We start from the raw sequence: 26,733 nt of genomic DNA, 5'->3' as shown, positions 1-26,733 counted from the left end.
ACTGGACGCTCAGCGCGGGGCACACCTGTGGTCGGGTCCCCGCGCGGCACTGGATGCCGTCTGTGTCGACCCGTTCGGTCATCGGCAGCGCCCTGCGGCGGGCCGCCTCGTCAAACCGGTCGAACGGCATGGTTTTCACCTGCCTCCATGCGAACGAAGTGGTCGGCCGGGATCCTCCGGCTCAGGCAGAAGCTCACGATCCGTCGGGCCAGCGCGCTCGGCCGGGCCGAGGCCACTGCCGCGTGATCGCCCGGAACCTCGAGGTACTCGAAGTCGACGCCTTCGGACCTGCCGAGCTCGGACAGCCGGCGCACGAGCGTCCGCGACTGCTCGACCGGTACCGCGACGTCCCCGGTGCCGTGGACCAGCAGCAGCGGTGCGGACAGCGACGCGCAGATCCGCAGCACGTCCCTGGGCCCCGCGCCATCGTCGACGGCGTTGCGCCCGCCGAGCTTGTCGACCCGGCTGCGCACCACGCCGTGTGCGCTTTCGTACAGGCGTGGTCCGGACAGAAAGGGCGCGAGGGCGACGCATCCCGACCATCGCTCCGGCTCCCGGCACGCCGCCAGCAATGCCAGGAAGCCGCCGTAGCTCTCGCCCAGCACAACGGGCTTCGGCAGGTGAAGCGACGCCCGCTGCGTTTCGAGGCGCCGCACCAGGTGCAGGACGTCCTCGAGGTCCGGCCCGCCCCAGTTCGTGACGACCGCCCGCAGATGCTCCTCGCCGTAGCCGATGCTGCCGCGGCAGTTCGGCGCCACGACGGCGACGCCGGCCGCGGCGAGGCGTTGGAAGAGCGGTTCGAACTCGAAGCGCCATGCGGCGAGCGGGCCGCCGTGCAGCGCCACCACCAGATGCGGACATCGCCACCACGCCGCGCCGCCGTACACGATCGCCTCGATCGGACCTGCCGGTCCCGGCAGCGAGATGAGCTCGGCGGCGGCCCAGGCGGTCTCGTTCTCCGCTTCCCCGACCCGGCTCAGCGACCATCGGGGCCGCGTTCCCAACCGCACCGTCGCGAGCGTGGGGGGTTGGTCGGGAGCCGAGAAGCGGAACCGGACGAGGTCGCCGACCCACGAGGCCGGAGGTGAGACGGTGCCGGCCGGGCCGGTGACGGGCCGCAGACGTCGGTCGGCCGGGGTGTAGGTGAACAGCCGGGACACCGCGCCCCGCGACTCGTGGACCAGCAGCCGCTCACCGCTGCTGTCGAGCGCCAGCGCGCGCCGCGGGTGGCCCGGGTGGTGCAGGACCTCGGGGAAGTTGACTTCGCCCTGTCCGAGTCGGCTCCAGCCGAGTCGCTCCTCGCCGGTCGCGTTCGTGGTGACGACGAGCGCCTTCGACCGAGGGCTGTAGAGGACGATCCGGTCGGTGCTGCGGTCCGACACTGACCAGATGCGCCGCCACTCCCCGCGGACCAGGTCGACAGCGATGCCGCTGCTGTGGCCGTCGAGGTCCTGGTTCACCGCGAGCACACCGGCGTCCGCGTCGAGCCACACGCCCCCCGACAGGGAGCCCGGCACGCGCACCACCGGCTCCATCACCGGTAGCCCCGTCCCCGGCCGGGACGTCGAAAGCCGCCAGATCGTGGAATGATCCGGATCGTCGCGCGCGACGAAGAAGGCGAGCCGCGTCGAGCCGGGGCACGGTAGGAGCCCACCACCGAGCAACGTGGACACTTCGCCGAGCGGCTGTTCGCTGAAGCCACTACCACTGGGCTGCAGGACGGCGAGCCGATGTCGGAAGGTGAGCTCGACCCCGTCGCTGCGGGACAGCAGAATCCGGCCGTCGTCAAGGGGGAGAGCGTGGCTCGCCCCACCGACGACGACGCCGGTGACCGGCCGGCAGACCGCCTCCTCCGAGTGCAGGCTCCAACTCTCGAGGGTCGCCGGACTCTCCAGGGACACCGCCTCGTCGCTGCGCTTGAGGCACGCGGCGTAGCGACCGTTCCCCGAGAAGGCGAAGTCGAAGCGGTCGGTCACGGCCGGCAGGGCCTCCAACCGGAGTGTGGTCACGACCGGTGGCCCCGCTCGAGCACGGAGTCGACCATCCACAGTCGAGGCGACCGGTACTTCAGCCGCAGGAGGAAGGCCAGAACCCCACTCATACCGTCCGCCCAGGAGGGGTTGACGGCTCCTTCCTGGTCGGGAAAGACCGTACGGCCGTCGCGGTAGGCCCGGCTGGCGTGGACGATCCGCGCCAGTTGGTGTGCGAGGCCCTCGTACCGCGGCCCATCGGCCAGGTCGGCCATGTCGAGGAGGAACTCTCCGTTGCCCGAGAGTCCGTGACACTGCCCGAGCACTCCCCGCCAGGAGTGGTCCATCACCGCGCGCGCGGCCATGTGGGCCAACTTCTCGAAACGGTCGTCCCCGGTGGCGCGGTACAGGCGGATGAGATACATGCCGATACCCGTGGATCCGTGGCACCAGTACGGCGCCGTGGTCGGATCACCGGGGCCGGAGCCCCACATGGCCGCGCCGTCCGTCACGGATGCGTTGGTGAGGAGCGTCTCGCCTGCCTGGCGGGCGAGCGCGAGGCAGTCGGCCCGCCCGGTGGCGGCCGCCGCGGCGACGAGGAAGGTGCCCACACCGGCTGTGCCGTGCGCGTACCCGTAGTAGCGGCCGCCGGCCAGTCGGGAGATGTGCGCGGCCGGAGTCCCCCAGATGAGGCCGCCTGGTTCGGTGCGGGCCTCGGCGATGAGGCGGTCGGCCGCCTCGTGGACGCGGGTGCGGAACTCCTCGTCGCCGGTCCTCAGCCACAGGTGCAGGAACGCGAGCCCGATCCCGGCGGTGCCGTGGGTGACGTCCAGGTCCCGTGAGGAGACCGACACCGAGCCGGCCAGTTCCAAGCCCTGCTCGACCAACCGGCCGTCATCGAGAGCCCGTCCGGCTTCGTACAGCGACCAGGCCACGCCGGCGTCGCCGAAGTGGAGGCCCGGCGGCCGGGTGTCGTCGGCGCGCAGCCGCTGGGCGAGCCACCCACCCGCGGTGGCGAGCACTGCTGGCAGCCGGTCGTCGCCGGTGAGTTCGAAGTACCTGGTGAGCACGCCGAGAATGCCCGCGGCGCCGAGTTGGACCGAGCACGGGTCGGCGGCGGCGTTGGCGCAGGAGCCGGGCCACAGCCGGTCCCCGCCGGGACCGTTCATCGAGCCGGCGCTGTTGATCGAGCCGGCACCGTTCATCGAGCCGGCACTGTTCATCGAGCCGGCACTGTTCATCGAGGCGAGCAGGTAACCGACGGCACCGTCGACCGCGTCGCGCCACTGCTCGTCCCCCAGCCGGGCGTCGGCACCGCGCTCGGGCTCGGCCCCGGAACCGGTTTCGATCGACGGGTGCGGCAGCGCTGGTCGCTCCGGGCGCTCCCGCGCCGCCTCCAGCGCGGCTCGGGCGCGCGCGGTCGTCCAGCGGCGCTCGGGCTCGTCGTCCATCAGGCCCAGAATCAACGTCTTGAGGTCATCGTGATCGGACGCGTCCTGACGGACCTCCAACCACTCCGCGAGCCGCTCACGAATCGGCCGGCGCGCCGGCTCGTCCGGCAACAGGGACGGGGAATTGCCGGTGACCACGAAACAGATGGTGGCCCCGAGGCTGTAGTAATCGGCCTGAATATTCGGAGCCGCGCCATTCATCTGCTCGGGTGCGGCGTACCCTGGCGTGCCGGCAGGCCGGTGCTCCCCTTCCCGCGCCTCCGCCAGCACCGCGAACTCGAGGTCGATCAGCTCCAGGCGGCCATCGGGACGCACCATGATGTTGTTGGGGTTGAAGTCCCGAAGAATGACGCCGGCCTGGTGTACGAGGTCCATGAGCTCCACCAGGCGTGCGGCGATGTCCAGCGCCTCCGGAATGCGGCGGCGCCACCCAACTTCCCGGATCCGGATCGGGACCCATTGGCAGAGCGGTTTCCCCGGGACCAGCTCCTCGGCGAGGAAAAGGTGCTGGTTCTGCTCGAAGAGCTTGAGCGGCCGGGGCGCGACGCTCAGCGGCGAGACTTTCGCCAGCGCGGTCGCTTCCGCGCGCAGGAGGTCACGTACGTCTTTCCCGGTCTTGTCCGCCTCGACGTGCGCGCGCGCTTCCTTGATGACGATCTCGCTGCCGCTTTCGGTATCCACACCGCGGTAGACGCCGCCTTTGTTGGTGTGGCGGATCGCCTCCCGCACCAGAAATCGGCCGGCGAGCAGCACACCGCGATCGTCCTTCTTAGTGCCCGACCCACCGCCTTCGGCAGGGTTACCCACAGGCGCGGGGAACGGGCACTGCACCCAGGCCGGTGGCTGGTATACCGGGGCCCGCCGGTCCTCCACCGGGTTGCCGTCCGGGTCGAAAATTACCCAGGAGTACAGGCCGTCATTGGAGAGCCGGCGCGCTTCGACGAACGCGCCGTATCGGTAATGGACGATACTGTCGTAGCGATACGGCCGGTCGGAGAGGATACGGGGACCGGCCAGCCCCGCCGTCGCCCGGTGCAGCTCGTCCGCCAGGCGCACGGCCTCCTGGTCATCGGCCGGGTAGACGGTGATGAACTTGCCGGACTTCCCCCGCGGAGTGTTGCGCGCATTCATCTGCACGACATACTCGACCCTGCCCATGAACTTGAAGGCGGCGCGGCTTCGCAGCAGTACCGGAAGCGATCGCGTCAGTACCGACTCGGCCGACGCGGGAGTCGCCGACAGGTGAAGCTTCCAGCCTTGCGGGGGCAGTACGCGATCCTTCGGCGTCACAGCGCACCAGAGGCCGTTGGTCCCCACTTCCCAGCGGTCAGCGTCGGCCATATCACGCAAGGCGCGATCAAGTGCCGCGGCTAGTGCTGAACTATCCGCGCTGGCCTCCACTGGCCGAGTGAGGAAGCTTTGATCGAACGCTGCCATTAAGTGGTCTCCAGGAGTTGGGCGCGCGGCGTGGATGACGCTGTACTCACGCTGTCGGTGCTCACGCTGTCGGCCGAGTGGCGAATATCGGCAGTCTTAAGTGACTGGTGAACTTCGCAGTTTGGTCGCACTCGTAATGCTGCTGGGCGCGCCCGGCCGGGGTAAGTCACGTCTGTCATGACAGACCGTTAAGTACTCATGTTTAGGGCCTGAAAGGTACTCATGTTCTGGCCCGGGAAACCGGCACCGCACGGCGCTGCCACAATTTGCCAGGCGCAGTGACTCGACTCAGCGACGGGTGCCGTGCCGCCGAAGCCAGGAATGGAGCCACGGCGCGGTGGACAGTGCCGCCACCGCCAGGATGCTGATCACGGCGTGCGAAACGCGGGCGACAGCGGAGCCGATCGACAATTCGTAATCCGCGTATCCATTGGCCACGGCGTCCGTGACGAGGATGCAAACGGCAAGATAAAGACCGGCCGCGCGCCGAAGCCAGAGCAGTATCGCCGCGAGCGGGTCGGCCAGCGTCAGCGACGTGAAATAGATCGCGAGCCAGGTCGGCGCCCACGAATAGGGGTGGAAGCCCTGCCCGACGAATTGAACGACATGGACGCCCGCGCCATAGCCGAGCACCATGGTCTCGGCGCCTACGGCGAGGCGCACGGATCGCGGCGCGTCTGCCCAGCGCTGCCCGAACACCGCATCATCGTGCCAGCACGCCGCCGCCTGACGGGTTCGCGCGCCGGGGCGCAGACGGCCGCCGGGTCGACCATCTGCGCAGGGCCATCGCCGTTCAGTCAGCGCCGTTCAGTCAGCGCCGTTCAGTCAGCGCCGCTGCCGCGGCCCGGCCGATCAGATCCATCCGGACCCCTGAGCGATCCGGATCGCCTCGATCCTGGTCCGCGCTCCGGTTTTCGCGATGACCCGGGACAGGTAGTTGCGCACGGTGCCGGCGCTCAGGTAGAGCTGTGCGGCAATCTCCTTGGCCGGCGCGCCGTCCGCGGCCAGGCGAAGGACCTCGCGTTCCCGGTCGGTCAACGGGTTGTGTCGCGCGGTCAGCGCTGCCACGGCGACCTTGGCGTCGAGCACCGGTTCGCCACGAATTAACTGGCGGACGCTGTCGACCAGTTGCCAGGGTGTCGCATCGGTCGTGAGGACGCCCACCCGTGGCGCCAACCTGGCCAGAGCCGTGCTCAGGGCGCCGCCGCGCCGGTCCAGCAGGACCAGCACGACCGACCGCGGCGCGGCCACGCCGAGCTTCTCGCACAGATCTGGCACGGTGAGCGATCCGGGCAGCGCATGGTCGAGCACCACGGCGTCGGGTCGCTCCCTGGCGGCGACAACCGGCACTTCATCGGTGTGTGCCAGTTCGGCGACCACCTCCAGGCCGTCGCTGGAAGCCAACACCGAGGCGAGCGCTTCGCGCCACACCCGTCCCTCGCGGCCGAGCAGGATGCGGATCAACCCTCCCCCTGTCTGGATCGAAATGTCAGGCCCCGAACTCCCCCGTCCGGACAGTTACGAAACAACGGTTGGACGAAGTGTGTTAGTCCAAAAGTACAGGCGTTCAACCGTTCCAATATGTGTCATCGGTCGGGGAGTCGCCAATGCAACACGGCGCGTAAATGATCGATCCGGACCCGACGCCGGATCGCACGATCCATTTAGATGCATTGTCATGCAATATGCGAACCTCTAGCCAGGGAAGCGGTAGACCACTACCGTGCAGTAGGCAAGGACATTTGCGCAGCCAAGACGGAAACAGCCAAGAAGCTTTTACAATTTCTGTACCGCGGCTCGCACACCGCCCACGCGCCTGCTGCCTGTGGAGATACGGCGTCGACGGAGGCACGCCGGCGAACGGCGCGACGAATGGTCGGCAATAGACCTTGTTGCCGAGAAGGCACAAACACGCATCGGCGCACTTATGCCGCCGATGTCAGCTGCTCCCGTCAGCCGCTCCCGTCAGCCGCTCCCGTCAGCCGCTCCCGTCGACCTTTTCCGCCAGCCGGCGTCGCGGCGGCCGATCGCCGTTGCCGCGCCGCGATGCCAGGTGGTCGCGGTCGCCCCGGACGGTCTCAGGGTGCCTGACCCTGAGACCGTCCGGGGGCCCCGCGCACCCGGCTCCGGGTACCGGCAGGGCTTCTCCCGGATGGCAGCAGGCAATCGCGCCCCTACCGTCGTCGGTGACGTGATCAAGAAACCCCCCATGAGATTCCGCAAAGGACACCGGCTGTGAAGAAAAGACCGTTGACGGTACGGATGGCGCGCTGGAGCGCGACCCACCCGTGGCGCGCGATGGCGCTGTGGGCGCTGTTCGTCGCGTTGTGTTTCGGGCTGGGCAACCTCGCCGGCTTCCACAAGAGCTCCACGAACGACGACGCGATCGGCGAGGCCGGACACGCGAGCCTGATCGTCGACCAGGGACACTTCAACCACCCGGCAACCGAGAATGTCCTCATCACCGCCCGTACCGGCAGCCTCGACCCGGCGGCCGTGAAGGCCGCCGCCGACGACGTCTCCGCGCGCATGCGTACCCGCCCTGATGTGACGAGGGTGGACGGTCCGGTACCGGCCCGCGACGGCCAGGCCCTGCTCGTGACGGTCACGATGGCCGGCAACCCCGACACCGCGGCCGACCGCGTCCAGCCGCTACGCGACGTCACGTCCCAGGTCCAGGCGGCCCACCCGGGCGTACGGGTCGAGGAGACCGGCAACGCGTCCATCACCAGGGCGCTCAACGAAACCCTCGGCAAGGACTTCCGCAAGGCCGAGCTGCTGAGCCTGCCCGCCACGTTGATCATCCTGCTCGTGGCGTTCGGCGCGCTGATCGCCGCCGGCGTGCCGGTCATCCTCGCGCTGTCGTCGGTCGTGGGCGCACTCGGCCTGTCCGACCTGGCGTCGCACCTCATTCCGGGAAATGACAACACGAGCAGCGTCATCCTGCTCATCGGTATGGCCGTCGGTGTCGACTACTCACTGTTCTATCTGCGCCGCGAGCGCGAGGAACGGGCCCGGGGCCGTTCCCACCTCGACGCCGTCGAGCTCGCCGCGGAGACGTCCGGCCACGCCGTCGTCGTCTCCGGCATTGCCGTCATCATCGCGATGGCCGGTCTGTTCCTCGCCCACGACGCGGTCTTCTCCTCCCTCGCGGTCGGTTCGATCCTCGTCGTCGGAGTCGCCGTCATCGGTTCGCTGACCGTGCTGCCGGCCGTCCTCGCCAAGCTCGGCCGCTGGATCGACAAGCTGCGGGTACCGGTGCTCTGGCGGCTCACCGCCCGCCAGGGCAACGGAAAGGGTGGCGAGCCCCGGCTGTGGCCGGCGATCCTGCGACCGGCGCTGCGGGCGCCCCTGGCCACGCTGGTCATCTCGGTACTGGCCCTGCTCGCCCTGGCCGCACCGGCGCTCGGCATGCGGCTGAAGTTCCCCGGCAGCGAGGACCTGCCCCGCACCACCGCGCCGATGCAGGCGTACGACCGGCTCACCGCCGCCTTCCCCAGCACCGGCACCACGCACCTGATCGCGGTCAAGGCACCGGCCGACCGCAGCGCGCAGGTTCGCGCCGCGCTCACCGACCTGGCCCGGCGGGCGTCGGCCGACAAGCTCTTCGCCGTCGACGACCGTCCTGACAGCGGTGGTCTGGACATCCGCGTCAGCGCCGACGGCCGCATCACCACGATGGAGCTGCCCACCCCGTACGCGGGGCGCAGCGCCGAGGCGGCCCGGTCCCTGGACGTGCTGCGGCGCGATCTCGTGCCCGCGACGATCGGGAAGGTGCCGGGCGCCGAGTACGCGGTCGGCGGCTTCGTCGCCGCCAGCGTGGACTACGCCGCGCACATCCGGCAGAAGCTGCCCATCGTCATCGGGTTCGTGCTGCTGCTGACATTCCTGGTGATGGCGTACACGTTCCGCTCGGTCGTCGTGGCGCTGACCGCGATCGGCCTGAACCTGCTGTCGGCCGGCGCGGCGTACGGGCTGCTGACGCTGGTGTTCCAGGGCAGCTGGGCCGAGGGCATCCTGGGCTTCCGGTCGATGGACGCGGTCGTGAGCTGGCTCCCGCTGTTCCTGTTCGTGGTGCTGTTCGGACTGTCGATGGACTACCACGTCTTCGTCGTCAGCCGAATCCGGGAGGCGGCGCAGCGCGGCATGCCGACCCGGTTCGCGGTCGCGCACGGCATCACCACCTCCGCCGGCACGGTCACCAGCGCCGCGCTGGTGATGGTCGCGGTGTTCAGCATCTTCGCGACGCTGAGCACGATCGACATGAAGCAGCTCGGGGTCGGCCTGGCGGCGGCGATCCTGCTCGACGCGACGGTCATCCGCGCCGTGGTGCTGCCGTCGCTGATGAGCCTGCTCGGCACGGCCAACTGGTGGGCGCCTCGCTTCCTGCGCCGCGCCGACGACGACGGCGACGGCAACGGCGATGGCAACGGCGATGGCGATGGCAACGGCACGGCGCCGGACCCGACCGCCGCCGCCAGCGCCAATGCCGGTGGTGCCACCGACGCGGGCAAGCTCACGCCTGTCGGCTGACCGGCCCCTCCCCACGCCGGTACGGGTGGCGGTGTCGACGCGACACCGTCACCCGTACCGCTCGGTCACCGGCGCGGGTCCGGGACAGGATGACCGCGAGCGACATCCGGGGAGACGACCATGCTGGAACCTGGCGTACCCGCAGTACCGCCGGCGCTCCCCGTTGCCGCCCTCCGGCGGTCGGGTTCCCGCCTCAGGTGGTCGGCTTCCCGGCGGTCGACAGCAACCGGCCGACTCGGGAAAGCGTCTCGCGCAGGTTGGCCTCGCCGGTCAGCGAATGCGCCTCCGCCACCGACAGCCACCGGAGCTCCGCCGTAGGGTTCTCCGGCCGCACCCGCTCCGGCGTACCGGTGGCGAGCACGAACCGGACGTCGACGTGCTCGTGCGCCGGCTCCTGAGCCGATGGCGCGACCGGCACGACGACGACGTGGACGACCCGGGCGTCGGGCCACGGAACGAGATCGTCGAGCCCGGTCTCCTCGCGCCCCTCCCGCAGCGCGATCGCGACCGGGTCCAGCTCGCCGGGATCGGCGTGCCCGCCGACCTGCAGCCACGCCTGCTGGCGGGCGTGCCAGCGCAGCAGCACCCGGGCCGTCGGGGGGTGGACGATCAGGGCCGAGGCGGTGACGTGCAGGGCGGTCGACCGCGACCAGGGGTCGCCGGTCCCCGCCAGGTCGCGGACCCGGGCGAGGTCGACCGCCTCGACCTCGCCGTCCGGCTGGTACCGGTCGAGCGCCTCGACGAGCGGGTCAGCGGTACGCACGGATCACTCCAATCCCATCGACGGCAGCTCACGTCAGTGGCAGCTCACATCGGCGGCAGCGATCCTACCGATGGACGCGGCGCACCCGCGTGGGCTTAACCGTCACCATCCGGGGTACCCGGCAGTAGCCGGACCGACCGGATCGACCAGCAGGCGTGAACCGATGCCACGAGGAACCGAATCGGCGCCACCGCACACCCAGATCGAAGAGAACGCGCAACACGGCCGGCTCACGGTACGGCTGGAACAGCCGGTGAGCGCCGCCGACAGGACCGGCCTGCTGTCGTTCGAAGGGCCGACCGGGGACCTCGTGGGGCTGGCGTACGTGCCGGCGCCGGCGGACGGCCGCCCGTACCGGCTGGCCCTGCTCCTGCACGGCGCCGGGGGCTCGCCGCGGCACGGCCTGGACCTGCTGCTCCCGGCCGCCGACGAGCAGCGACTGCTGCTGGTGGCGCCCCAGTCGACCCTCTCCACCTGGGACGTCATCGTCGACGGGTTCGGAAAGGACGTGCGCCGCATCGACCGGCTGCTGGAGGAGGTCGTCAACTCGTACCCGGTGGAGTACGCCGTCGTCGGCGGCTTCTCGGACGGAGCGTCGTACGCGCTGTCGATCGGGCTGTCCAACGGCGATCTCTTCGGCGCCATCCTCGCCTTCTCCCCGGGCTTCGCCGCCCCGCTGGTGGTCCACGGACGGCCCCGGGTGTTCGTCTCGCACGGCGTCGGCGACACCGTGCTGCCCATCACCGCATGCAGCCACCGGCTCGTGCCACGGCTGGAGGCCATGGGGTACGAGGTCGCGTACGACGAGTTCGACGGCGGCCACGAGGTACCCGAGCACGTGGTCGACCACGCGGTGGACTGGCTGCGGGACGGGACGGGCGCGCCCGCCGTGCCGCCCGTACCGTAGCCGCCGCGCTGTCAGGAGGCCGGCTCGCGGTCGGACCCGAATCGACTTGAGGTTGACGCAGCGTCAACTTCTATCGTGGTGTCACCGACGAGATGCGGGGGGCGAACGGCGATGGAATGGTCAATTCAGGACATCGCGCGCCTGGCCGGCACGACGAGCCGGACGCTGCGGCACTACGACCAGCTCGGCCTGCTCGTGCCCAGCCGGGTGGGCGGCAACGGCTACCGGTACTACGACGAGGAGTGCCTGGTCCGGCTGCAACGGATCCTGCTGCTGCGACAGCTCGGCCTCGGCCTGCCGGCCATCGCCGAGGTGCTCGACGGGCAGCGGGACACCGTCGCGGCGCTTCGCACCCACCTCGCGCTCCTCGAGCAGGAGCGCGATCGCATCGCGCGGCAGATCGCATCGGTACGGACGACGCTACGCAAGACGGAGGAAGGTGAGCCGCTGATGGCGGAAGAGGTACTCGACGGGTTCGACCACACCCGGTACGAGCAGGAGGTGACCGAGCGGTGGGGTCGCGAGGCGTACGAGCGGGGCGACCGATGGTGGCGCTCGCTCAGTGACGCCGAGAAGAAGGCGTTCCAGCAGCAGCACCTCGACATCGCGCGCGACTACGGGCGGGCGCACCAGGCCGGCGCGCATGTCGACAGCGACGAGGTACAGGACATCGTCCGGCGCCACGTCGACTGGCTGTCGGTGACGATGAACCCGACGAAGGAGTACGTGATCGGGCTGGGCGAGATGTACGTGGCCGACCCGCGCTACACGGCCAACTACGACCGGCACGGCGAGGGGGTCGCGGCGTTCGTGCGTGACGCGATGAAGGTGTACGCCGAGCGCAACCTGTAGCCACCGCGGGTCCTGCAACAACCGCGGATGCGGTGGTCGCGGTGACGGGGCTGCAGACCCGTTGCCGCAGACCCATTGGGCTGACCCATCGCCGCAGACCCACCGCCGCAGACCCACCGCCGCAGATCCATCGCCGCGGCCGGCACCACCCGGCCGGAAACCTCAACCGACCGCCGGGCGCGCCGATGGGGGATACATGGCTTCAGAAGACCCCACCGTGTACCGCATGGACCCGGCCGAGATGCTGTCGCCCTCATCGGTACTCGTGGACCCCACCGGTGCCGAGGTCGTCGTGGAGATCACCCGGTACGGCGCGGACCGGCCGGTCGCGACTCCGTCCGCCGACGAGCACCTGGCCGCCGCGTAGATCCGCCCCGGTCGCTTCCGTCGCAGCGTTCGCCCCGCTCCCTCAGGGCTCCACGCACCGGTGAGGGACCATGGACGCGTGATCGATGCGGTGACCGACAGCGGACCGGACACCATCAGCGCGCTGGCCGCGCTGGTAGCCGACGGTGACGTCGTGGTGCTCAGTGGCGCGGGGCTGTCGACCGAGTCCGGCATCCCCGACTACCGGGGGCCGAGCGGGGCGACGCGGCGCAGCGCGCCGATGACCTACCAGACCTTCACCGGTGACCCCGGGGCGCGGCGGCGGTACTGGGCCCGCAGCCACCTCGGCTGGCGGACCGTGGCCCGGGCCCGCGCGAACGCCGGCCACCACGCCGTCGCCCAGCTTCAGCGCCTGGGGCTGCTGCGCGGCATCGTCACACAGAACGTGGACGGCCTGCACCAGGCCGCCGGCGCACGGGACGTCATCGAGCTTCACGGCAGTCTCGGGCGGGTGGTGTGCCTGCACTGCGGTGACCTGCTCTCCCGCGACGAGCTGGACCTCCGGCTGCGCCAGGCCAATCCCCGGTTCGACGCCCGGATCGTGGGCGTCAACGCCGACGGCGACGTCGACCTGCGCGACGGTGACGTCGAACGGTTCCGGATGGTCGACTGCCAGGTCTGTCCCGGCGGCACGCTCAAGCCCGACGTCGTCTTCTTCGGCGAGACCGTACCGGCTGACCGGGTCCAGGCGAGTTTCTCCCTCGTCGAGCGCGCCCGCCTGCTACTCGTACTCGGCTCGTCGTTGACCGTGATGTCGGGCCGCCGGTTCGTGCTGCGCGCCGCCAAGCTGGGGATTCCGGTGGCGATCGTCAACCAGGGCGCGACGCGCGGCGACCGCTACGCCGCGCTGACGGTCGACGGCCCGCTGGGCTCCGTACTCACCGAACTCGTCCGGCGCGTCGACCCACCGGCGACCGCGTCGGCCGTCGCGGGCCCGGCGGGGGCCGCTCGCTGACGTACCGCCCGCGCATGTCCAACCGATCGGATCGCCTCCAACCGATCGGATCGCCTCCAACCGATCGGACCCGCTACAACCGATCGGACCCGCGCCGCGCCCGCGCCGCGTCCTACTGCGACAATCACGCCATGCCGACGGTATTCACCAAGATCATCAACGGCGAGCTGCCGGGCCGGTTCGTGTGGACCGACGACCGCGCGGTCGCGTTCCTGACCATCGCGCCGATCACTCCCGGGCACACCCTGGTCGTACCGCGCGAGGAGATCGACGACTGGACCACGATGGAGCCCGACCTCCAGGCCCACCTGATGGTCGTCGCCGGCAAGATCGGGGCAGCGGTCCGGCGCGCCTTCGACGCGCCCCGCGCCGGCCTGATCATCGCCGGCTTCGAGGTGCCGCACACGCACCTGCACGTCCTTCCCACCTGGGGACTGGAGGACTTCGACTTCAAGCGGGCCAACAGCAACGTCCCGGCGGAGGAGTTGGACGGGGCCCGCGACCGGATCCTCGCCGCGCTGTCCTGATCGTTCCGCATCCTGATCGTTCCGCATCCTGATCGTTCCGCGTCGCGACCGGTGCGCTTGTTGATCATTCCGCGCCGCGCGGTCCTGTTCGTACCGTAGGCTGCGGTGCCGTGACAGCACAGCGGGATGATCGTCTTATGGCCGCCACGTGGGGGCTGTTCCTGGCGTGGGCCGTCCACGACGCCGAGGAACTGCTGACGATGGGCGGTTGGGTCGACCGGGCCCGGCCGCGCCTGAACGCGCGGTTTCCGCGGGTGCCCGACCGGGTCTGGGACCGGCTGCGCGTAAACCCGGCACAGGCGCGTTTCGCCGTCGGCGCAATGGGGGCCATCGTGGCCGCGGCAGCGGCGCGCGGCGCGCGTACCGGCGGGCGCAGCCGCTTCTACCAGGCCACCCTGGCCGGGTTCGGCCTGCACTCCGTCACCCACATCGCGCAGGCGGCCACGCTGCGTGGCTACACCCCTGGCGCGGCGACCGCCCCGCTCGTGGTCGCCCCGTTCTCGGTCTGGGCGTGGCGCCAACTCGGCCGGGCCGGCGTACGCGGACCCGCCCGTACGGCCGCCGTCAGTGCGGCGGCGCTGCTACCCGTCGCCACCGTGGCCTGCCACGCCCTGGCCCGCACCCTCGCGCCGAAGCGCTAACGGCCGACGGCCCCCGCGCCGTGATCGGGCACGCTCATCCGGCGCACCATCGCGACGACGGCCTCCTCTCCGGGGACCGCCGCGTCACCGCGCCCACCCGGCGGCGTCACGGCGCCGGTGAGGATCCGACAGACCTGCGGCGCGGCCGCCCACCACCCGGCCAACGCGATCACCGCGTACATCAACTCCGCCGCGCTGATCGACGCGGTCAGGTAGCCGTCCCGCTGGGCGCGCGCCACCGCAGCGACCTTCTCCTCGTAGTAGCCGGCCCGGCCCAGCTCGTCGACGACCGCTTCACCACCTCGTTCGAGGCCCTCCCAGTACAGCAGCCGGAGCAGCGCCGGATGCTCGCGGTGGTGCCGCAACACGCGACCGGCGTACTCGCCGAGGTCGCGTGCCTGCTCGTCACTGAGCGGGACGGCCGCGGCGAGGCGCGCCAACTCCTGGCGCAGTACCTGGGTGAAGAGCGCTTCCTTGTCGCCGAAGTAGCCGTACAGCCGTTCCTTGCTGATGCCGGCCCGTTTCGCGATCCGATCGACCCGGCAGCCGGCGCCACCGAACTCCGCGAACTCCTGCACCGCGGCGTCCAGCAACCGTTGCCGGGTGAGCTCCGTCTGCCATGCCATGAGCTTGATCATACTTACTGGTCGGTCTCCAACTAAACAGTTGACGTTTCTCCCAGGCGACTGTCAAGATCCAACTATCCAGTTGGAGTTCGGGCGGGATCGGCCCCTCGTGCCGCCCCACCCCGACCACCCGCGACCTTGGAGGCGTCATGAGCCAGCCGCAGCGTCCACCGTTCACCCGATCCACGGACCGCCGGATCGCGATCATCGGCTCCGGCCGGATGGGCCGCGGCCTCGTGCGCCAGCTCGCGCCGTACCACCAAGGGCTGCTGTGGGGCTCGCGCGACCCGCAGCGGCTGACCGCAGCCGCCGCGGAGCTCGGGGTGGCCGGGTCGGTCGAGCCCGCCGACCACGATCAAGCGTTGCGGGCCGATGTCGTGATCCTGGCGCTCTGGCACCGGGACGCGGTCACCTTCGCCGACCGGTACGCGGACGCGCTCGCCGGCCGGATCGTCGTCGACATCGCCAACCCGTTCACCGACGACTTCGAGGACTTCACTCTCCCCGAGACGACCTCGGCGGCCGAGGAGCTCGCGCGCCGGCTGCCGGGCGCGTCCGTGGTCGGCGCGTTCAAGAACACGTTCTGGGTGGTACTCGACGACCCCGACTTCCCCGAGGGCCCGTCCGACGTCCTGGTCACCGGCGACGACCCGGCGGCCCGGCGTGCCGTCATCGAGCTGCTCACCCCGCTGCCCTTCCGCGTCCTGGACGCCGGTCGGCTCGCCAACAACCGCACGATCGAGCGGATGACGTTGCTCGGCCGGGAGCTGGCCGTACGCCACGGCCACTACCCGCGGATCAGTTGGCGACTGCTGGGCGCGGCCGACGAGCAGTCCCGGTGAGCACACCCCGCTCAGGCGCCCGCGCCGGTAGCTGACAGCCACGCCCCAAGGAGACCCGCCATGCGCGCACTGACCCTGACCGAACCACTGACCGGTACCCCGCCGCAGCTCACCGAGGCGCCCGATCCGGTACCCGGGTACGGTGAGGCGCTCGTACGCATCCACGCGGCAGCGCTCAACCACCGCGATCTCCTGTGGATGGATCGGGAGCGCGGCCCCCGGTTCTTCGTCCCCAGCGGTCCGTTCGTCATGGGGGCCGACGGCGCCGGCACGGTGGCCGCGGTCGGCGACGGGGTCACCGGCTGGCGGGCCGGCGACCGGGTGCTGATCGACCCGCTGCTGACCTGCGGCAGCTGCGAACACTGCCGCACCGGGAAGGTCATCTTCTGCCCCGCGCTCTCGGTACTCGGCGGGCCGGCCGACGGTACCCTCGCCGAGCTGATCGCCGTCCCCGCGCGCAACCTGCACCGGGTACCGGCGCACCTGAACCTGGAGCAGGCGGCCGCGCTGCCGATGGCGCTCGGTACGGCCTACCACAGCCTGTTCGTGGCGGCCGGCCTTCAGCCCGGCGAGACGGTGCTCGTACACGGTGTGGGCGGCGGGGTGGCCCAGATCGGCGCGCAGCTCGCGGTCGCCGCCGGCGCCACCGTGATCGCCACCTCGTCCGACGACGCCAAGCTGGCCCGCGCCCGCGCGCTCGGTGTCGCGCACACCGTGAACTACCGGCGCGACGACGTGGAACAGACGGTCCGGGACATCGTCGGGCCGCACGGCGTGGACGTGGTGCTCGACGGTGTCGGCGGCCCCGCGCTGCTCACCTCACTGAAGCTGGCGGCCCCGCGCGGGTACGGGCGGGTGGTCCGGTTCGGATCGGTGGCGGACACGCCCGTCGACCTTCCCGCCGGCCTGCACGGTGGGGCGAATCTGCTGGTTGGACACATGGCCGCACCCGGCGAGATGGCGGCTGCTGTCAGGTTCGTCGCGGCGCACCGCGTCACACCCGTCGTCGCCGAGCCGATGACGCTCCACCGCGTCGACCACGCCCTCACCGCGCTCAGGGAGGGCCGGCACAATGGAAAATTGATCGTGAACGTCGAGGGAGCAGCCGCATGACCGGCACAGGCGGGGCCGACGGAGGCGCGCCTCCGACAGGTCCGGACGCCCGGATTTCAGAGGCTCGGACGGCAGAGGCGCGCACGTCAGAGGCTCGGACGTCAGAGGCGCGGACGTCAGAGGCGCGGACGGCAGTGGTCAGCGCCGACACCGTCCCGCAACGCGAGTGGGGCGACGGCTGCGCGGCCTGGCCACTGGCCGACACCCCGGCGCTGCTCGTGGTCGAGGAACGCATGCCGCCGGGAACCGCCGAGGTCCCACACCGGCACGTACGCGCGACACAGACCTTCTACGTGCTCGCCGGCACGCTCACCATGCAGATCGCCGGCGTGGCGTACACGGTTTCCGCGCGGCAGTGCATCACCGTACCCGCCGGCGTGGCACATCAGGCCCGCAACGACACCGACGGGCCCGTCGAGTTCCTGGTCATCGCCTCCCCGCCGACCACCGGCGACCGCGTCGACCTGCCCTGACCGATTCCGAGCCGTCTCCGATCCAAGCCGTCTCCGATCCGAACCGTCTCCGATCCAAGCCGTCTCCGATCCGAACCGTGTCCGACTCCGGACGTCCGACCCGAAAGGCCCCGCGTGTTCCTCCTGATCGTGAACTACATCGCGCCGATCGAAGAGGTCGAGCGGCTCATGCCCGACCACTTCGCCTACCTCGCCGACCATTTCGCCGACGGCACGTTCCTCGTCTCCGGCCGGCAGAAGCCGCGGACGGGAGGCTTTATCGTCGCCGCCGGCGATGACCGTGCCGCGGTCGAGCGCCTCATCGCCACTGACCCGTTCGTCACCGGTGGCGTGGCGACCTACACCGTGCTCGAAATCGAGCCGACCAGGGCTGCGCCCGCCTGGCGGCCGGTGCTGCGCGCCGCCGGCGTCGAGCTGCCCGGCTGACTCGCGCCAACCCCGGGTCCCGCCATTCTCGGCTTCTCGCTTTACGCGAATGCTCGCTGTACCCGACTGCTCGCTGTACCCGACTGCTCGCTGTGCCCGACGGGCGCCGGTGACTGGAGAGCCGGCGCCCGTCGGCGTTCATGAGCGGCGGCGCCGGCGGCCGACAGCGACGCGCCTTGCGATGGCCACGCGCCGCCGTTCGGCAGCCTCCGCGATCATTTCGCGCTGCCGCTGGTGTACGACGATCTGCAGGCTGTCCGGGTGCGTCATCATGGCCTTGGCTCCTTCCGCTCCGGACTCCCCCGCCCGAAGCTGGATCAAGCTTCGCCGAGTAAGGGGCTGGCCACATCGGGATCGGTTACCTACATGCGCACCGGGCCGATACCTATTTCCCGCGCGGCGGCCCTGGTACCAGGCCCTAGGTAGCCCTGGTACCGGCCCTAGGTATCCCTAAGGCCATGTATCGCTCGGTTCACCGGTGCGCGTGCGCGGGCCCGGCGCCGAAGACCAAGCGCAGGAGGAGATCACGCTGCCAGGCTCGCAGCTCGGTGTCGTCCGGCTCGACGAGCCGCTGCGCCAGTGTGCCGTCGTGGACGGCGATGATAGTTCGGGCGAGGAGGTCGAGCGTGGTGGCGACGCCGGCCGGATGCGACCATGCCGGATGCGACCATGCCGGATGCGTCGGCAAGCCATGATCCTGAAGGGTCCGCGGTGCCAGAGGCCCACAAACTCTTCAGGATCACGGCGTGTGGCCTGCCGGGCACGCCCGTGATGAGGCCCGACCGGCGAGCGCTGCCGCTCGAGGCGGTGGTGGCCGGGACCGTGCTCGGCGAGGCGATGTTCGCCGCGCTGCGCCGCCCGGCCCAGGAAGACGCCTCGGCGCGCTGGCTCGTCGACGGCGAACCGGAAGCCCACCCAGAGTCAGGGCGCTAGGCGTTGTCCGTCCGGACCCCGGTGACGGGCCGTCGCAGGGAGTACACGACGGAGTGCAGCCGCTGCGGCTGGCCTACCAGCTGGGCGGCGCGATCGTAGGCCTGCCAGCCGTGAGCGCCGGCCCGGTTGAGATGGCGCAGATCATCGAAGCGCTCATCGGTGCCCCACCGCTGCACACCGCCCGGGTGGTAGAAGATGGCGTCCCAGTCCATGAACTTGTCCGTGCCGAAGGTGCCGGTCGCTCGGTACTCGAGCCGCGCGTACTCCCACTGCGTCACCGCATCATCATGCCGCAGCCGCGCACCCGTCCGGTACGGTCGGCGTCGATGGATCGCGGCGACACCGGCGGATCCCAGCGCCGTACCGCGCACCCTACCGTGCGCCCTACCGGCCCCCGGGCGCCTCCGATTGCGGTGCCTCCGGTTGCGGAGCCTCCGATTGCGGCGCCTCCGATTGCGGCGCCACGGCGTTACCGGGAGCCAGCAGCGACTTCCGCCGGCCATAGGCGAAGTAGACGACCATCCCGATGACGAACCACACCGCGAAGCGCAGCCAGGTGACCGGCTTCAGGAACGTGATCAGCCAGATCGAGAAGAGCACGCCGATGATCGGTACCGCCGGCATCCCCGGCGTGCGGAAGGTGCGCGGCAGGTCCGGGCGGCGGTAGCGCAGCACGATCACGGCGGTACAGACGACGACGAAGGCGAGCAGGATGCCGATGTTGGTCAGCTCGGCCGCCGCGCCGATCGGCAGGAACCCGGCGATCACCGCGGAGACGGCCCCGGTGATCCAGGTGATGCGGGTCGGCACCCTGCGGACGGGGTGGGTCTTGGCGAACCAGCGCGGCAACAGGCCGTCGCGGCTCATCGAGTACCACACCCGGGTCACACCGAGCATGAACGTGAACATGACCGTCAGGATGCCGACGATCGCGCCCACCGCGATGACCGACGCCAGCCCGGACAGCCCGACGGCGGCGAACGCCGAGGAGAACCCGCTCTTGGGGTTGATGTCGGAGTACGACTGCATCCCGGTCAGCACCAGACACGCCAGTACGTAGAGGACCATCGAGATGGCCAGCGAGTAGATGATCGCCTTCGGCATGTGACGCTGCGCGTCCTTGGACTCCTCCGCCGCGGTGGACATCGCGTCGTAGCCGAAGACGGCGAAGAAGACGGTGGCCGCGCCGGTGAACGCCCCGCCGATCCCGAAGGGGAAGAACGGCGTGTAGTTGCCGGTCCGGATGTAGAAGAAGCCGACCACGATCACGATCAGGACCACCGCGACCTTGAGCGCGACGATCATCGTCTCCACCCGCGCCGCGGTCCGGATACCGAGGTTGAGCAGGAAGGCGATCAGCAGGCACAGCAGGGCCGCGAACAGGTCGACCTGGTAGCTGCCGGACCGTACACCGGATGGCTCGGTACCCGGCGCGCCCAGCATCCAGGCCGGTAGGTGGATGCCCAGCTGCGCCAGCAGGAAGCCGAAGTAGCCGGAGATCCCGATCGCCACGACCGAGACGATGGCCGTGTACTCCAGAAGCAGGTCCCAGCCGATGAACCAGCCGACGATCTCGCCCAGAACCGCGTAGCCGTACGTGTACGCCGAGCCCGCCTTGGGGATCAGCCCGGCGAACTCCGCGTACGAGAACGCCGCGGCGGCGCTCGCCACCCCGGCGACCAGGAAGGAGATGAGCACCGCCGGCCCGGCCGTTCCGTTGGCGACCGCTCCCGCCAGCGCGAAGATCCCGGCGCCGATGATGCCGCCGACACCGATCGCGGTGAGTTGCCACAGCCCCAGCGACCGGGACAGGCCGCCCTCGGCCCCATCACCCGCAGCCGCGCCGCCCAGCGGTGCCCCGTCGATCTGGTCGACGGGCTTGCGCCGGAAGACGCCCAGTCCGCCACCGTCCTGTTGCAGCCCAGCGCTCATCGTCGCGGCCCTTCAATCGTCGCGGCCTTTCAACCGTCGCGGCCTTTCAACCGTCGCGGCCCTCCACCGCCGTCAGCCAGCGGTAGTCCTGGATCACCCCCGTTATCTCCCGGTACCGGTCCAGTGAAACCGATCGCTCACGATCATGGGGACTGCGGCCGCCGGAACTGCCCCGACCTGCGCAACCCGACCTGCCCAAAAAGCCGCCGGCCGGAAGCGACGAGGTCGCTTCCGGCCGGCGGGATCTGACCGGGAGGTCGTCAGGAACGCTTGCGCGCCGCCTTGATGAAGTCGCCGTTGAGCCGGCCGATCGTGGTCAGCGGGATGCCCTTCGGGCACGACGCGGTGCACTCACCGATGTTCGTGCAGCCGCCGAAGCCCGCGTCGTCGTGGGCGGCGACCATGTCCAGTACCCGGGTCTCCCGCTCCGGCTGCCCCTGCGGCAGGAGGCCGAGGTGGGTGATCTTCGCGGCGGTGAACAGCATGCCGGAGCCGTTGGGGCAGGCCGCGACGCAGGCGCCGCAGGCGATGCACTCCGCGGCCTCGAACGCCGCGTCGGCGTCGGGCTTGGGTACCGGCGTGGAGTGGGCGTCCGGCGCGCTGCCGGTCGGCGCGGAGATGTACCCGCCGGCCTGGATGATCTTGTCGAACGCGCTGCGGTTGACCACCAGGTCCTTGATGACCGGGAAGGCGCGGGCCCGCCAGGGCTCGATGTCGATCGTGTCGCCGTCCTTGAAGTGCCGCATGTGCAGCTGGCAGGTGGTGGTCAGCTTCTGCGGGCCGTGGGGCCGGCCGTTGATGACCATGCTGCACATGCCGCAGATGCCTTCGCGGCAGTCGTGGTCGAACGCGACCGGCTCCTCGCCCTCCAGGATCAGCCGCTCGTTGAGCACGTCGAGCATCTCCAGGAACGACATGTCCGGCGACACGTCGCTGACCTGGTAGGTCACCATCCGGCCCTTGTCCTGCGGGCTCCGCTGGCGCCAGATGCGCAGGGTCAGGTTCACTTGTAGCTCCGCTGGGTGGGGTGGACGTATTCGAAGTTGAGGTCTTCCTTGTGCAGCACCGGCGGCTGGCCGGCCCCGGTGAACTCCCAGGCGGCGACGTAGCTGAAGTTCTCGTCGTCGCGCTGGGCCTCGCCGTCGGGGGTCTGGCTCTCGGCGCGGAAGTGGCCGCCGCACGACTCGGTACGGTGCAGCGCGTCGATGCACATCAGCTCGGCGAGCTCCAGGAAGTCGGCGACCCGGCCGGCCCGCTCGAGCGCCTGGTTGAGGCCCTCGCCGGCGCCCGACACCTTGACCCGGCGCCAGTACTCCTCACGCAGGCCGCGGATGAGCTCGATCGCCTTGCGCAGCCCGGCGTCGGTACGCTCCATGCCGCAGTACTCCCACATGATGTGGCCGAGTTCGCGGTGGAACGAGTCGACGGTACGGTCGCCGTTGATCGACAGCAGCCGCTGCAGCCGGTCCTCCACCTGCGTGCGGGCCTCGACCGCCGCCGGGTGCTGCCCGTCGACCTTCGGGAACGGGCCGGCCGCCAGGTACTCGTTGATCGTGTTCGGCAGGACGAAGTAACCGTCGGCCAGGCCCTGCATCAGCGCGGACGCGCCGAGCCGGTTGGCGCCGTGGTCGGAGAAGTTCGCCTCGCCGATCACGAACAGGCCGGGGATGGTCGACTGCAGGTCGTAGTCGACCCACAGGCCACCCATCGTGTAGTGCACGGCCGGGTAGATGCGCATCGGAACCTCGTACGGGTCCTCACCGGTGATGCGCTGGTACATGTCGAAGAGGTTGCCGTACTTGGCCTCGACGGCCGGGCGGCCGAGCCGCTTGATGGCGTCGGCGAAGTCCAGGTACACGCCGAGCCCACCGGGGCCGACGCCGCGCCCCTCGTCGCAGACGTTCTTCGCGGCGCGGGAGGCGATGTCACGCGGGACCAGGTTGCCGAAGGACGGGTAGATGCGCTCCAGGTAGTAGTCGCGCTCGTCCTCGGGGATGTCACCGGGCGCGCGCTTGTCGCCGGCCTTCTTCGGTACCCACACCCGGCCGTCGTTGCGCAGCGACTCGCTCATCAGCGTGAGCTTCGACTGGTGGTCGCCGGACTGCGGGATGCAGGTCGGGTGGATCTGCGTGTAGCAGGGGTTGGCGAACAGCGCGCCCTTGCGGTGCGCCCGCCAGCTCGCCGTGACGTTGCAGCCCTTGGCGTTGGTGGACAGGAAGAAGACGTTGCCGTACCCGCCGGAGGCGAGGACCACGGCGTCGGCGAACTCGGTCGTGATTTCGCCGGTGACCAGGTCGCGGACGACGATGCCGCGGGCCCGGCCGTCGACGATGATGAGCTCCAGCATCTCGTGCCGGGCGTTCATCTCGACGTTGCCGGCCGCGATCTGCCGCTCCAGGGCCTGGTACGCGCCGAGCAGCAACTGCTGGCCTGTCTGGCCACGGGCGTAGAAGGTGCGCGACACCTGGGTGCCGCCGAAGGACCGGGTGTCGAGCAGGCCACCGTACTCGCGGGCGAACGGCACACCCTGGGCCACCGCCTGGTCGATGATGTTGACCGACACCTCGGCGAGCCGGTACACGTTCGATTCCCGCGAGCGGAAGTCGCCGCCCTTGACGGTGTCGTAGAACAGCCGGTACACCGAGTCGCCGTCGTTGCGGTAGTTCTTCGCGGCGTTGATGCCGCCCTGGGCGGCGATCGAATGCGCCCGGCGGGGGCTGTCCTGGTAGCAGTACGACTTGACGTGGTAGCCCAGCTCGGCCAGGGTCGCACCGGCCGACGCGCCGGCGAGGCCGGTGCCGACCACGATGACCGTCATCTTGCGCTTGTTGGCCGGGTTGACCAGCTTGCCGGAGAACCGGCGCCGCTCCCAGCGGGTCTCGATCGGCCCGTCCGGGGCCTTCGTCTCGGCGATCGGCTCGCCAACGATGTAGTTGCCGATCTGGTCGTTGCCCATCGGGTCGTTGCCCATCTGGTCATTGCCCATCTGGTCATTGCCCATCTGGTCATTGCCCATCTGGTTATCGCCAGTCTGGTTGTCGAGCATGGTCAGCGCACCAATCCGGTGAGAACGGCGAACGGCACGGACAGGTAGCCGGCGCACAGCACGATGGCGAAGCCGAGGGCGAACGCGCGCGACCGGCGTTGCCACTGCTGGGACTGCTGGCCGAGGGTGCGCAGCGCGCTGAAGATGCCGTGGCGCAGGTGGAAACCGATCGCGAGGATCGCGAGGACGTACCAGATCGTCACGTACCAGCGGTGCGGCGCGAAGTCGGCGACGACGTTCGCGTACGGGTGCTGCTTGTCCCCGACCGGGTTCAGGTTCCCGGTGGTCAGGTCGAGGATGTGGTAGATCACGAAGAGCAGGATGATCACGCCGCCCCAGCGCATCGTGCGGCCGGCGTAGCTGCCCTGCACCGGCTGCCGGTGGGCGTAGCGCACCGGCCGGGCGGCCCGCGCCCGCCGCGCCAGCACGGCGGCGGACCAGATGTGCCCGATCACCGCCACGGTGAGCACCGTGCGCTGGATCCACAGGTACCACGTGTTCGGCAGCAGCGGCGTGCCGATCGCGCGCAGCCAGTGCGCGTAGTGGTTGAACGCCGTGGGCCCGACGAAGATCTTCAAGTTACCCAGCATGTGCGCGATGAGGAACAGCACCAGCAGGATGCCGGTCACCGCCATGAATACCTTCAGGCCGACGGTGGTACGGAGCATCGGTGCTTTCACTCGCGGCGCTGTCGCGGTCGCCATTTGTCCGACGGTACGAATCGGACTTTGATTCGTCCAATGCATCGCAGCATCACTCTCCATAGCCGTAAGCTATGAAGGTGCAGCTACAGCAGCTTCGGTACTTCGTGGCAGCGGCGGAACTACGACATTTCACCCAAGCGGCCGACATGGTCGGCATCAGTCAGCCCTCGTTGAGTAAGCAGATTCACACCCTCGAGAGCGACCTCGGCGCGCCGCTGTTCGAGCGTACGCGCGGGAATGTGACCTTGACCGCGGCCGGCGAAGCCCTCCTACCGCTGGCCATCCGGATCCTCGCCGACGTCGACACCGCCCGCCGCGAAATCCAGGACCTCATCGGCCTGCGCCGGGGCCGGGTGCGGCTCGGCGCCCCGCCGAGCCTGTGCGTGTCGCTCGTGCCGCGCCTGCTGCGGCAGTTCCACGACGCCCACCCCGGCGTCGACCTGCACATCGAGGAGGGCGGCTCGCAGGACCTGGTCCGCAACCTCTGCCAGGGCGAGCTTGACCTCGCACTGATCGTCGTACCCGAAGACGGCACCGACCCCGGCCTCGAGACCCAACCGGTCCTGCGGGAGAGCCTCGTCGTCGCCTCGGTCGACCCCCTGCCGACCGTCGACGGCAAGCTGCGCATCACGGACCTGCGCGACCAGCCGCTCGTCATGTTCCGCGCCGGATACGACCTGCGGGACGCGACGATGGAGGCGTGCCGGCAGGCCGGCTTCACACCGTCGTTCACCGTCGAAGGCGGCGAGATGGACGCCGTACTCAGCCTCGTGGAGGCCGGCCTCGGTGTCGCCCTGGTGCCCGGCATCGTGATGGCCGGTCGCCCGTCGCTGCGCGTCACCCACCTCGCCCCGCCGGGCTTGGCCCGTACGATCGCGCTCGCCCGCCGCCGGGAGGCCCTGCTGTCCCACGCCGCCCAGGCCCTACGCGACACCCTGCTGGCCGACATCGAGGAGATCAAACGGCAGGGGCCGCTCCCCCCGGGAGTCGAGCTTCTCTGCTGACTGCTTCCCGGCGCCTCGGGTTCGCGGTGCCTCGGGTTCGCGGTGCCTCGGGTTCGCGGTGTCTCGGGATGGCAGGCTGACGGTCATGGGACTGTTCACGTTGGCCGAGGCGCGCGCCGAGCTGGCCCGGCTGCGGCCCGTACTCGACGAGCTCGTCGCCGTGCGCGCCGACGCGGTGGAGTTGGCCGCCGCCGTCGCCCCGGGCGGCCCGCCGACCCGGCTCGGCGGCCTGCCCGAGTGGAAAGCCGCCGAGGCCAGGCTCGACGAGCTGATGACCGCGGTACAGCAGACCGGAGCCGAGCTCAAAGGCCTCGCGCCGCTACTGGTCGACTTCCCGGCCGACCTGGACGGCGTACCGGTACTGCTGTGCTGGCTGGAGGGCGAGCCGGAGCTGGCCTGGTATCACCGGCTCGATCTGGGCTTCGCCGGCCGGCGTCGGCTGCCCTGAGGATGCGTTGATACGGACGCAGGCTGACGGATGCGGGCTTACGGGCGCGGACTTACGGGCGCGGACTTACGGACGCGGGCGCAACCGCTGGGCCAGCACCTGTCCGGGCCACGGCGTGTCCCCCACCGTGACGGTGAACGGCTCGGCGCGGGTGAAACCCTGTCGCTCGTAGTACCGCACCAGCGACCCGTCCCCGCCCGCGAAGCAGTCCACGCGCAGCAGCGCGACTCCCTGTTCACGAGCGATGGTCCGGGCGTGGTCGAGCAGCGCCGCACCGACGCCCTGACCCGCCGCGGAGCGGTCGGTGACCAGCAGTTGCACGTACAGCTCGGGCTCGTCCACCGCCGGCACGTAGGGCAGGGCCGCGCCGACCGACAGTGCGCCTAGCGGCAGTGCCCCTGCCGGCAGTGCTCCTAGCGGCAGTGCCCCTACCGGCTGTCGGTCGGCCTCGGCGATCCACAGCTCGCCGGCGTGCGCGGACGCGGTCACCTGCGCGACCCGGCGCGGATTGGTGGAATGCGGCTCGGTGCCCCACTGATCGATGCGCCCGTTGGCCACCAGCCACTCGGTCGCGCGGTCGAGCAGCGCGAGTACGGATGGAACGTCGCCGGGACCGCCGGGCCGGATGGTGATCGACAGCATCGGGTGATGCTGCCATAACGTCATGAACACGGGCGCGGCCCTACTCCCGTCGGTGGTAGCGGTTGCGTCGGGGGCGTTGGGTCGGGTCGATGTATGTGGGTGGGATGAACTCCGGGAGTCC

The 26,733-nt window shown here is 70.3% G+C and carries 28 protein-coding genes; 14 read left to right on the top strand and 14 right to left on the bottom strand.

Going from position 1 to position 26,733, the window contains the following annotated elements; all coding sequences use genetic code 11:
• Positions 1-110: 110 nt before the first annotated feature.
• The 4 genes from HC031_RS22665 to HC031_RS22650 form a co-directional block, all read right to left on the bottom strand.
• Positions 111-2,009: an alpha/beta fold hydrolase gene (locus tag HC031_RS22665; protein WP_167927410.1), complete on the bottom strand. Its 1,899-nt coding sequence runs from the start codon at positions 2,007-2,009 to the stop codon at positions 111-113.
• Positions 2,006-4,762, bottom strand: a complete 2,757-nt coding sequence (lanL, locus tag HC031_RS22660; RefSeq protein WP_167927409.1) for a class IV lanthionine synthetase LanL — start codon at positions 4,760-4,762, stop codon at positions 2,006-2,008. Before lanL ends, HC031_RS22665 begins: the two co-directional genes overlap by 4 nt.
• A 384-nt stretch (positions 4,763-5,146) precedes the next feature.
• A complete protein-coding gene (locus tag HC031_RS22655; protein ID WP_167927408.1) occupies positions 5,147-5,557 on the bottom strand; it encodes a hypothetical protein in 411 nt (136 codons plus the stop codon).
• A gap of 153 nt (positions 5,558-5,710) precedes the next feature.
• Complete coding sequence (locus HC031_RS22650; protein ID WP_240942829.1) at positions 5,711-6,322, bottom strand: response regulator transcription factor; 612 nt, start codon at positions 6,320-6,322, stop codon at positions 5,711-5,713.
• 771 nt (positions 6,323-7,093) lie between these two features.
• Between HC031_RS22650 and HC031_RS22645 the strand changes: the two genes are divergently transcribed.
• Positions 7,094-9,391, top strand: coding sequence for an MMPL family transporter (locus HC031_RS22645; RefSeq protein ID WP_167927407.1), 2,298 nt, complete (start codon positions 7,094-7,096; stop codon positions 9,389-9,391).
• A 193-nt stretch (positions 9,392-9,584) separates the two neighbouring features.
• Here HC031_RS22645 and HC031_RS22640 read toward each other — a convergent pair whose 3' ends face one another.
• Positions 9,585-10,154 (bottom strand): NUDIX domain-containing protein, encoded by a 570-nt coding sequence (locus HC031_RS22640; RefSeq protein ID WP_167927406.1) that lies wholly within the window; start codon positions 10,152-10,154, stop codon positions 9,585-9,587.
• A 163-nt stretch (positions 10,155-10,317) separates the two neighbouring features.
• Between HC031_RS22640 and HC031_RS22635 the strand changes: the two genes are divergently transcribed.
• The 6 genes from HC031_RS22635 to HC031_RS22610 all read left to right on the top strand — a co-directional run bounded on the left by HC031_RS22635 (position 10,318) and on the right by HC031_RS22610 (position 14,423).
• Positions 10,318-11,061 (top strand): alpha/beta hydrolase, encoded by a 744-nt coding sequence (locus HC031_RS22635; protein ID WP_205863098.1) that lies wholly within the window; start codon positions 10,318-10,320, stop codon positions 11,059-11,061.
• 111 nt (positions 11,062-11,172) lie between these two features.
• A complete protein-coding gene (locus tag HC031_RS22630) occupies positions 11,173-11,913 on the top strand; it encodes a MerR family transcriptional regulator (RefSeq protein WP_167927405.1) in 741 nt (246 codons plus the stop codon).
• Between the two features lie 196 nt (positions 11,914-12,109).
• A complete protein-coding gene (locus HC031_RS22625) occupies positions 12,110-12,280 on the top strand; it encodes a hypothetical protein (protein WP_167927404.1) in 171 nt (56 codons plus the stop codon).
• A gap of 78 nt (positions 12,281-12,358) precedes the next feature.
• The gene (locus HC031_RS22620; RefSeq protein ID WP_338090779.1) at positions 12,359-13,255 is read left to right on the top strand and encodes an NAD-dependent protein deacetylase; all 897 of its coding nucleotides are present in this window, start codon (positions 12,359-12,361) and stop codon (positions 13,253-13,255) included.
• A 131-nt stretch (positions 13,256-13,386) separates the two neighbouring features.
• Positions 13,387-13,782 carry an HIT family protein gene (locus HC031_RS22615; protein WP_167927403.1) on the top strand — a complete coding sequence of 132 codons (396 nt, stop codon included), beginning with the start codon at positions 13,387-13,389 and terminating at the stop codon, positions 13,780-13,782.
• Between the two features lie 137 nt (positions 13,783-13,919).
• Positions 13,920-14,423 (top strand): HXXEE domain-containing protein, encoded by a 504-nt coding sequence (locus HC031_RS22610; protein WP_167927402.1) that lies wholly within the window; start codon positions 13,920-13,922, stop codon positions 14,421-14,423.
• Here HC031_RS22610 and HC031_RS22605 read toward each other — a convergent pair.
• Positions 14,420-15,049 carry a TetR family transcriptional regulator gene (locus HC031_RS22605; protein WP_167927401.1) on the bottom strand — a complete coding sequence of 210 codons (630 nt, stop codon included), beginning with the start codon at positions 15,047-15,049 and terminating at the stop codon, positions 14,420-14,422. The two genes, HC031_RS22610 and HC031_RS22605, sit on opposite strands and share 4 nt — an antisense overlap.
• A 149-nt stretch (positions 15,050-15,198) precedes the next feature.
• Between HC031_RS22605 and HC031_RS22600 the strand changes: the two genes are divergently transcribed.
• From HC031_RS22600 to HC031_RS22585, 4 genes are all read left to right on the top strand, one after another.
• Positions 15,199-15,891: an NADPH-dependent F420 reductase gene (locus HC031_RS22600; RefSeq protein ID WP_167927400.1), complete on the top strand. Its 693-nt coding sequence runs from the start codon at positions 15,199-15,201 to the stop codon at positions 15,889-15,891.
• 60 nt (positions 15,892-15,951) lie between these two features.
• Positions 15,952-17,004 (top strand): alcohol dehydrogenase catalytic domain-containing protein, encoded by a 1,053-nt coding sequence (locus tag HC031_RS22595; protein ID WP_167927399.1) that lies wholly within the window; start codon positions 15,952-15,954, stop codon positions 17,002-17,004.
• A 134-nt stretch (positions 17,005-17,138) separates the two neighbouring features.
• Complete coding sequence (locus HC031_RS34025; RefSeq protein WP_205863097.1) at positions 17,139-17,477, top strand: cupin domain-containing protein; 339 nt, start codon at positions 17,139-17,141, stop codon at positions 17,475-17,477.
• Between the two features lie 114 nt (positions 17,478-17,591).
• Positions 17,592-17,903: a YciI family protein gene (locus HC031_RS22585; RefSeq protein ID WP_167927397.1), complete on the top strand. Its 312-nt coding sequence runs from the start codon at positions 17,592-17,594 to the stop codon at positions 17,901-17,903.
• Between the two features lie 138 nt (positions 17,904-18,041).
• Here the strand turns inward: HC031_RS22585 and HC031_RS34020 are convergent, their stop codons facing one another.
• Positions 18,042-18,176, bottom strand: a complete 135-nt coding sequence (locus HC031_RS34020; protein ID WP_277349772.1) for a hypothetical protein — start codon at positions 18,174-18,176, stop codon at positions 18,042-18,044.
• A 199-nt stretch (positions 18,177-18,375) separates the two neighbouring features.
• Positions 18,376-18,591, bottom strand: a complete 216-nt coding sequence (locus tag HC031_RS22580; protein ID WP_167927396.1) for a hypothetical protein — start codon at positions 18,589-18,591, stop codon at positions 18,376-18,378.
• Positions 18,592-18,614: 23 nt separating this feature from the next.
• Here HC031_RS22580 and HC031_RS22575 point away from each other — a divergent pair, with 23 nt between their 5' ends.
• Positions 18,615-18,836 (top strand): hypothetical protein, encoded by a 222-nt coding sequence (locus tag HC031_RS22575; RefSeq protein WP_167927388.1) that lies wholly within the window; start codon positions 18,615-18,617, stop codon positions 18,834-18,836.
• Here the strand turns inward: HC031_RS22575 and HC031_RS22570 are convergent.
• The 5 genes from HC031_RS22570 to HC031_RS22550 all read right to left on the bottom strand — a co-directional run bounded on the left by HC031_RS22570 (position 18,833) and on the right by HC031_RS22550 (position 24,482).
• Positions 18,833-19,114 carry a hypothetical protein gene (locus HC031_RS22570; RefSeq protein WP_167927395.1) on the bottom strand — a complete coding sequence of 94 codons (282 nt, stop codon included), beginning with the start codon at positions 19,112-19,114 and terminating at the stop codon, positions 18,833-18,835. The two genes, HC031_RS22575 and HC031_RS22570, sit on opposite strands and share 4 nt — an antisense overlap.
• A 106-nt stretch (positions 19,115-19,220) precedes the next feature.
• Complete coding sequence (locus HC031_RS22565) at positions 19,221-20,768, bottom strand: amino acid permease (RefSeq protein ID WP_167927394.1); 1,548 nt, start codon at positions 20,766-20,768, stop codon at positions 19,221-19,223.
• A 260-nt stretch (positions 20,769-21,028) separates the two neighbouring features.
• Positions 21,029-21,775: a succinate dehydrogenase/fumarate reductase iron-sulfur subunit gene (locus HC031_RS22560; protein ID WP_167927393.1), complete on the bottom strand. Its 747-nt coding sequence runs from the start codon at positions 21,773-21,775 to the stop codon at positions 21,029-21,031.
• On the bottom strand, positions 21,772-23,724 hold the full coding sequence (locus HC031_RS22555) for a fumarate reductase/succinate dehydrogenase flavoprotein subunit (RefSeq protein ID WP_167927492.1): 1,953 nt from the start codon (positions 23,722-23,724) through the stop codon (positions 21,772-21,774). The genes HC031_RS22560 and HC031_RS22555 overlap by 4 nt, the downstream gene beginning before the upstream one ends.
• A 92-nt stretch (positions 23,725-23,816) precedes the next feature.
• The gene (locus HC031_RS22550) at positions 23,817-24,482 is read right to left on the bottom strand and encodes a succinate dehydrogenase cytochrome b subunit (protein ID WP_277349775.1); all 666 of its coding nucleotides are present in this window, start codon (positions 24,480-24,482) and stop codon (positions 23,817-23,819) included.
• Between the two features lie 107 nt (positions 24,483-24,589).
• Here HC031_RS22550 and HC031_RS22545 point away from each other — a divergent pair, with 107 nt between their 5' ends.
• Together HC031_RS22545 and HC031_RS22540 are read left to right on the top strand one after the other, a co-directional pair.
• On the top strand, positions 24,590-25,522 hold the full coding sequence (locus HC031_RS22545) for a LysR family transcriptional regulator (RefSeq protein WP_167927391.1): 933 nt from the start codon (positions 24,590-24,592) through the stop codon (positions 25,520-25,522).
• Positions 25,523-25,607: 85 nt separating this feature from the next.
• A complete protein-coding gene (locus HC031_RS22540; protein ID WP_167927390.1) occupies positions 25,608-25,970 on the top strand; it encodes a DUF2203 domain-containing protein in 363 nt (120 codons plus the stop codon).
• Between the two features lie 66 nt (positions 25,971-26,036).
• Here HC031_RS22540 and HC031_RS22535 read toward each other — a convergent pair whose 3' ends face one another.
• Positions 26,037-26,612 carry a GNAT family N-acetyltransferase gene (locus HC031_RS22535; RefSeq protein ID WP_167927389.1) on the bottom strand — a complete coding sequence of 192 codons (576 nt, stop codon included), beginning with the start codon at positions 26,610-26,612 and terminating at the stop codon, positions 26,037-26,039.
• Between the last annotated feature and the right edge of the window lie 121 nt (positions 26,613-26,733).

Source organism: Planosporangium thailandense, from assembly GCF_011947195.1.
In the GTDB taxonomy this organism is placed as follows: Bacteria; Actinomycetota; Actinomycetes; order Mycobacteriales; family Micromonosporaceae; genus Planosporangium; species Planosporangium thailandense.
Note: the sequence above shows the minus strand (reverse complement) of the source record. Positions and strands in the feature narration are given on the sequence as shown.

Excerpts from the sequence above, each read along its gene's own strand:
- lanL (WP_167927409.1), bottom strand. The coding sequence starts at position 4,762 with ATGGCCGACGCTGACCGCTGGGAAGTGGGGACCAACGGCCTCTGGTGC.
- HC031_RS22635 (WP_205863098.1), top strand. The coding sequence starts at position 10,318 with ATGCCACGAGGAACCGAATCGGCGCCACCGCACACCCAGATCGAAGAG.
- HC031_RS22630 (WP_167927405.1), top strand. The coding sequence starts at position 11,173 with ATGGAATGGTCAATTCAGGACATCGCGCGCCTGGCCGGCACGACGAGC.
- HC031_RS22625 (WP_167927404.1), top strand. The coding sequence starts at position 12,110 with ATGGCTTCAGAAGACCCCACCGTGTACCGCATGGACCCGGCCGAGATG.
- HC031_RS22615 (WP_167927403.1), top strand. The coding sequence starts at position 13,387 with ATGCCGACGGTATTCACCAAGATCATCAACGGCGAGCTGCCGGGCCGG.
- HC031_RS22610 (WP_167927402.1), top strand. The coding sequence starts at position 13,920 with ATGGCCGCCACGTGGGGGCTGTTCCTGGCGTGGGCCGTCCACGACGCC.
- HC031_RS22605 (WP_167927401.1), bottom strand. The coding sequence starts at position 15,049 with ATGGCATGGCAGACGGAGCTCACCCGGCAACGGTTGCTGGACGCCGCG.
- HC031_RS22600 (WP_167927400.1), top strand. The coding sequence starts at position 15,199 with ATGAGCCAGCCGCAGCGTCCACCGTTCACCCGATCCACGGACCGCCGG.
- HC031_RS22595 (WP_167927399.1), top strand. The coding sequence starts at position 15,952 with ATGCGCGCACTGACCCTGACCGAACCACTGACCGGTACCCCGCCGCAG.
- HC031_RS34020 (WP_277349772.1), bottom strand. The coding sequence starts at position 18,176 with ATGATGACGCACCCGGACAGCCTGCAGATCGTCGTACACCAGCGGCAG.
- HC031_RS22565 (WP_167927394.1), bottom strand. The coding sequence starts at position 20,768 with ATGAGCGCTGGGCTGCAACAGGACGGTGGCGGACTGGGCGTCTTCCGG.
- HC031_RS22555 (WP_167927492.1), bottom strand. The coding sequence starts at position 23,724 with ATGGGCAACGACCAGATCGGCAACTACATCGTTGGCGAGCCGATCGCC.
- HC031_RS22550 (WP_277349775.1), bottom strand. The coding sequence starts at position 24,482 with ATGCTCCGTACCACCGTCGGCCTGAAGGTATTCATGGCGGTGACCGGC.
- HC031_RS22545 (WP_167927391.1), top strand. The coding sequence starts at position 24,590 with ATGAAGGTGCAGCTACAGCAGCTTCGGTACTTCGTGGCAGCGGCGGAA.
- HC031_RS22540 (WP_167927390.1), top strand. The coding sequence starts at position 25,608 with ATGGGACTGTTCACGTTGGCCGAGGCGCGCGCCGAGCTGGCCCGGCTG.
- HC031_RS22535 (WP_167927389.1), bottom strand. The coding sequence starts at position 26,612 with ATGCTGTCGATCACCATCCGGCCCGGCGGTCCCGGCGACGTTCCATCC.